Below are 1,188 nucleotides of genomic sequence, written 5' to 3' on the forward strand. Positions count from 1 at the left end.
CCAACCCCTGTATAGCCTTCAAAGCCAACATCAGATGCATGCAAACACCATTCAGAAATGTCACCAAGTACGGTGACAGTAGCCCAGCCTGACAGAGGGTAGACTTTAAATTTCGGAGCTCTGGCGGGCTGGGCGGTCAGAAGTTGGTCAAGGCCTGGTTCAGAAATTGGCATCTCACCGCGGCTTAGAATGGAAATCTTATCAAGATCTTTGTCCAGACAGATAACATTATGCCCAAAATCCGAAAGACACACACTTGAGACTCGCCCGACATGGCCCGTGTCGATAATCGCGATTTTCACTTGCGTTCAACCCTTTTTTATCAAACTAAACTGTGCAGGCCGGTGGATCATGACCCTTGATCTTTTGTGCCAGCCTCAGATTTCAGGGCTGCGATTTCATCTTTCAGCGCATTGTATTCGCGCAGTTTTCGTTGCAGAAAACCTGCTGTCAGAAGCGATTTGCGCCTTATGCCTTTTGGGGTAAGAATATAAGCATACCGCAGCTTATTATCGGCAGCTCGAAAATTACGGATTTTTACTTCACCCTTTTCGACAAGCGCTCGCAGGCAATAATTGACCGCACCAAGACTGATGCCTAGCGCATCTGCCAGTTGACGCTGCGACAGCTCGGGGTTTTGTTCCAGTAGATGCATGACGCGGAAGTGAACGTCATTGGAAGAGTCGCTCAGGACAATGCTCCCATAGCTACCGCATCATAGGCTGCGAAGGCACCCCAAGCGCTTTGATTTAATAAGCGAACATCGTTCATGGTTGAACGCATACCAAACCCAGTCTGAAAGACAAGTCTTGTCTGAGCCAACTTTGCATACTTCACAGAGTTGCATGTTTTTGCCGCAAGTCGCTTGGAAAACACCTCACAAGCCGCTACGAAGAAATTGCGCGCTAAGGTACTTTTCGGCGCATTTGTAATGTTGGCCTACTCAAGCCGCAAAGTTCTGAGACCATAGGCGAGGAGCCGACCGTGATAAGCTCTGCTCAACTGGCACAGTCGCATTCAAGACAAGGTCATTTCTGATGGTTTCTTCCATTCTCTGTGTCTGCACAGGCAATATTTGCCGCTCCCCCGTAGCTGAAGCCGCACTGCGTGCGGCATTGCCGGATGTAGAGGTGACCTCAGCTGGACTTCATGCGCTGGTAGACCGTGATATCAATGCAGACAGCGCTG

Annotated in this window: 2 protein-coding genes and 1 pseudogene; 1 reads left to right on the forward strand and 2 read right to left on the reverse strand. The window is 49.6% G+C overall.

The window, feature by feature from the left end; all coding sequences use genetic code 11:
* Both RGAI101_RS21775 and RGAI101_RS21070 read right to left on the reverse strand, forming a co-directional pair.
* A pseudogene (locus tag RGAI101_RS21775) lies at positions 1 to 302 on the reverse strand (hypothetical protein); the annotation flags it as partial.
* A 47-nt stretch (positions 303 to 349) separates the two neighbouring features.
* A complete protein-coding gene (locus tag RGAI101_RS21070; RefSeq protein ID WP_302621193.1) occupies positions 350 to 697 on the reverse strand; it encodes a MarR family EPS-associated transcriptional regulator in 348 nt (115 codons plus the stop codon).
* A 340-nt stretch (positions 698 to 1,037) separates the two neighbouring features.
* Between RGAI101_RS21070 and RGAI101_RS21780 the strand changes: the two genes are divergently transcribed.
* Positions 1,038 to 1,188 (forward strand): arsenate reductase/protein-tyrosine-phosphatase family protein (locus tag RGAI101_RS21780; RefSeq protein WP_008230330.1); only part of this gene is annotated, 151 nt, incomplete at its 3' end.

Source organism: Roseobacter sp. GAI101, assembly GCF_000156335.1.
In the GTDB taxonomy this organism is placed as follows: domain Bacteria; phylum Pseudomonadota; class Alphaproteobacteria; order Rhodobacterales; family Rhodobacteraceae; genus Sulfitobacter.